This window comes from Candidatus Poribacteria bacterium (assembly GCA_021295755.1).
Classification (GTDB): domain Bacteria; phylum Poribacteria; class WGA-4E; order WGA-4E; family PCPOR2b; genus PCPOR2b.
In genome coordinates, this window is record JAGWBT010000206.1 from 1 (window position 1) to 4069 (window position 4069).

The following is a 4069-nucleotide window of genomic DNA, read 5'->3' on the forward strand; positions in this document are numbered from 1 at the left end:
CAATCCTTGTTGATAGCGCAATTCACGCGCCTGAAGGACAAAAGAATCCCCGTCCTTTAGGGCGGGGAGTATGTCAAGTACTTGGACAGAAGGTAGGCTAGTAACGTAGGTTACGGTCATAACAGGCACGGTGGTTTTTTTAACAGAGGAGCACCCTATGAAAGTTGGAATTGGCGCATCGTCCGATGTGCAAGCGACCGTTGATCGTTGCAGAAAACTTGGTGTCGAATGTGTTTATATCGGTTCTCTTACTGGATATGAAGACAATGGGTATCCGGATGCAAACAGCCTGCGGGAACTAAAGGGAAGATTAGAGGACAATGGTCTGGAGGTGCCGAGCGTCACTTACCATTTTGCGCGGTGGCCCTCACGTCCTTGGCGGACGGAGCGCTCAATGAATCCGGACATCTTGTTGACCCGTGACCGTCGCTGTATTGATGCCATGTTGCGCACGATTGAAGTGTTAGGAGAGGTTGGTATCACGTCAGTGTTGCACTACGTGAGTTTGGGCAAACCGATGAATCCTGCCCAAGAGGAAGCATGCTGGGAGGGGCTTATCGACATTTATCGCGAACTCATCCCGATGGCAGAAGCAAACGGGGTTCACATAGCAAATCACAGTCTTCACCGAATTTTGCCAGACGACGTGCGTGAATGGGCTGTTGCAGCAGATGTACGCATTGAAGATTACGGGAACTTTAGGTCAGATGCTTGGGGCGGCCCCTTCTTAGTAGGGACTTGGAAGGAATTGCATCGATTAATCAATGCTGTTCCGAGTCCGGCGAATGGGGTGGCGTTATGTACCGGCATGGATATCCCTGGTGGGGAAGTACCGGCACTGGTAGAAGAATTTGGGGAAAAGATTCACTTCTGCCAACTTCGAGACCATTCGGAGCGATGGCCTGCCGGACGGGAAGTGCCGCTTGGTGAGGGGCGGGTTGATCTCCGCGCTGTTGTAACCGCTTTGCGGGGTGTTGGTTATCAGGGTATTCTGAATCCAGAACACCTAGGGAAACCGAGATATCCGGGTGAAGATTTAGAGGCCAAGGCAGTTGATTATATCAAATCGCTGATTGCTGTATAAGTGTAATTGCTGATTTTTCCGAGACGGAGGAAAACCCCATGAAACTAGGAGTTGGCGCGTTGACCGATGTGCAAGCAACCATTGATCGTTGCAAACAATTAGAAACTGAGCGCGTTTCTATCAGCTGTCCCGCGCTTCCCGGATTTGAGGAAAACGGATATCCAGATCTAACACATTTCCGGGAGATCAAGGGTAAGTTAGAGGACAATGGTCTCGTGATAAAGGACGCATCTTGGCGATTGCTGAAATGGCCTCCACTCCCATATCGGACCCACTCACGCGGTGGCACCACAAGTCCAGAGATTTTGTTAGGTCGTGATCGTCGTGCTATTGATGCAATGGCGCGCATGATTGAAGTTGCGGGAGAAGTGGGTATTACATCGGTGCTGCAAATCATTGATATCGCCAAACCAACAGACGCTGTACAAGCCCAAGCGTGTTGGGAGAGCTTGATTGACATATATCGTGAATTGATGCCGGTGGCAGAAGCGAACGGTGTTGGTATTGGGAACCACACACTGCATCGACTGTTACCGGACGGAATTCGTGAGCGGGCGGTCGCAGCCGGTGTGCGTCTTGAAGATTACGGAAATTATACAGCTGACGGCTGGGGAGGTCCGTTCCTAGTGGCGACTTCCAACGATTTGCGACGATTGGTCAATGCTGTTCCCAGTCCGTCTAATGGGGTGATGCTGTGTACCGGTATGGATTTCATTGGCGGAGATATGTGTGCTTTGGTGATGGAGTTCGCAGAAAAGATTCATTGTTGTGGTTTTCGGGACCACACGAATCTCTGGCCCATGGGGCGGGAAGTGCCACTCGGCGAGGGGCGCGTCGATTTCCCCGCTGTTGTCGCAGCGCTACAGAAGATCAACTACCAGGGCATTTGGGCACCTGAACATCTGGGACAACCGAGACATCCGGGTGAAGATCTGTTTGCTAAGGGCGTTGCGTATATCAGATCTATATTAACCTGACCTCCCCGAATATGATGATTGAGCGAGTTCCATTAAACTTGGTTTTAGTCGTAAATCAACTTTCTGAGTTGGATTTTTTCCAAGAACCGGCCGTGGAGGAGCGATAGTATGCAGACACGAAAACTGGCAACGCTTGAGGTGCCGCCTATCGGAATGGGCACTTGGAAGACGTTTGATGTCCGCTCACAGGCGGAAATCGCTGTGCGTCAGAAAATTGTCACAGCTTGTCTCTCGGAGGGGGTTGCCTTCCTCGATTCATCGCCGATGTACGGTGAGAGTGAAAGTGTGGTTGGCGTAACAACGGAGGGGAAGCGAGAGCAGTTCCAGTTTGCGACTAAGGTTTGGTGTACGGGGCTGTCGCAGGGTAAAGCTGAGATTGCGCGATCTTTTGAACGGTTTCGGACCGACTATATTGATGTCTTTCAGATTCATAATCTCTTGGATTGGGAGACCCACCTGCCAATGCTAGAAGGATTGAAGGCAGAAGGGAGAATCGGTCTCATTGGAATCACACACTATATGACCACATCTTATCCTGAGATGATCCGAATCATGAAGGGCGGACGGATCAGTACGATTCAAATTCCCTACAACGTGTTGGAACGAACGTGCGAACAGGAGATTTTGCCGCTAGCCGAGGAACTTGGTATCGGCGTGATTGTAATGCAGCCACTCGACGTGGGGAGATTGGTGACGGGACTCAGAAGGGAGCCGGATCTCGCACCGCTTGAAGCGCATGGCATAGAAACATGGGCACAGGCCTTATTGGCGTGGATTCTCGCAGACATGCGGATAAGCGTAGTGATTCCGGCGACATCAAAACCGGAACGGATTCGAGAGAATGCTGCGGTGGGCACATTGCTCGCACTGCCACAGGAGTTACGGACGTATATTGAGCAGGAAGCGCAACGATGCCTCTGACCCATTTTTTTTCCAAGCTATAACTTGACTTTGCATGAAAGGAGTTCTATATGCTGACTAAAGAGCAGGTCGACTTCTATCACACCAACGGTTATATCGTTGTTGAAAACGTAATTTCAACGGAAGATCTCGTGGAGCTGCGCAGGATTACTGATGAATTTGTTGATAAATCCCGCGAGGTGACTGAACATACCGACGTTTTTGACCTTGAGCCAGGGCACACGCCAAACGCACCGCAATTGCGGCGTCTCAAAAATCCGGTAGTCCTGCATCCAATTTACGATAAGATGCTTCGCCACGACTATATTCTCGACAGCGTTGCCCAACTGATTGGATCGAATATTCGTTATGACACCTCCAAGCTTAACATGAAATCCGCTGGATTCGGTAGTCCGGTTGAGTGGCATCAGGATTTTGCGTTTGCCACGCCTGTAACTAACGATGATATGCTGTCGGTCGGTTTAGCGATTGACGATATGACAAAGGATAACGGCTGCCTGCTGTTTATTCCAGGTTCGCATAAAGGTCCAGTTTACGACCATTACGAGAACGATGTCTTTGTTGGTGGAATTACTGACCCCGATTTCAGACCGGATAACGCTCACTATCCATCACACCCGTACCTTACACGCCTCTGCACCTAACTCTAGTGGACAGTCGCGCCGTTTGCTTCTACTTCAATACTCTGCAGCTGACACGTTGGCTCAACGACCCATTACTGACTGGACTGCCTTAGACGCTGCGATGCTGCGTGGTAAACAGGTCCGGGAACCCCGCTATACCGATACTCCTCCTGTTCCTCGCCCCGATAATCCTCGGCGGAGTGGGCGTGGTGGATCTATCTACGAAATACAGACGCTCTTAGCGAAGAAGCGAGTTTCCGAAAATGCGTCTGAGTAGAGGGGTGGATAGAGCACCGTAGGAAACTACTGGGAGTTTGATGGACATCAACTAGCTAGGGAAAGGTAGCAGATTTTAAATTGAGTTGTCGTTTGCCGCAAGATATTTAACTGCTTTACCCGTTCTTTCTAATCTCAGTTTAAAATTGCGATATCGCTTTTCATTGGATCAGTTCCGTCAACGCCCC

General features: G+C 50.2%; 3 protein-coding genes and 1 pseudogene. All 4 read left to right on the forward strand.

The features are described 5' to 3' along the window. Positions 1-157 precede the first annotated feature (157 nt). The gene (locus J4G02_21720) at positions 158-1084 is read left to right on the forward strand and encodes a sugar phosphate isomerase/epimerase (GenBank protein ID MCE2397138.1); all 927 of its coding nucleotides are present in this window, start codon (positions 158-160) and stop codon (positions 1082-1084) included. Between the two features lie 38 nt (positions 1085-1122). After that, the gene (locus J4G02_21725; GenBank protein ID MCE2397139.1) at positions 1123-2061 is read left to right on the forward strand and encodes a TIM barrel protein; all 939 of its coding nucleotides are present in this window, start codon (positions 1123-1125) and stop codon (positions 2059-2061) included. A 108-nt stretch (positions 2062-2169) separates the two neighbouring features. Continuing rightward, a complete protein-coding gene (locus J4G02_21730; protein ID MCE2397140.1) occupies positions 2170-2982 on the forward strand; it encodes an aldo/keto reductase in 813 nt (270 codons plus the stop codon). A 50-nt stretch (positions 2983-3032) separates the two neighbouring features. Beyond that, a pseudogene (locus J4G02_21735) lies at positions 3033-3882 on the forward strand (phytanoyl-CoA dioxygenase family protein). Positions 3883-4069: the final 187 nt, after the last annotated feature.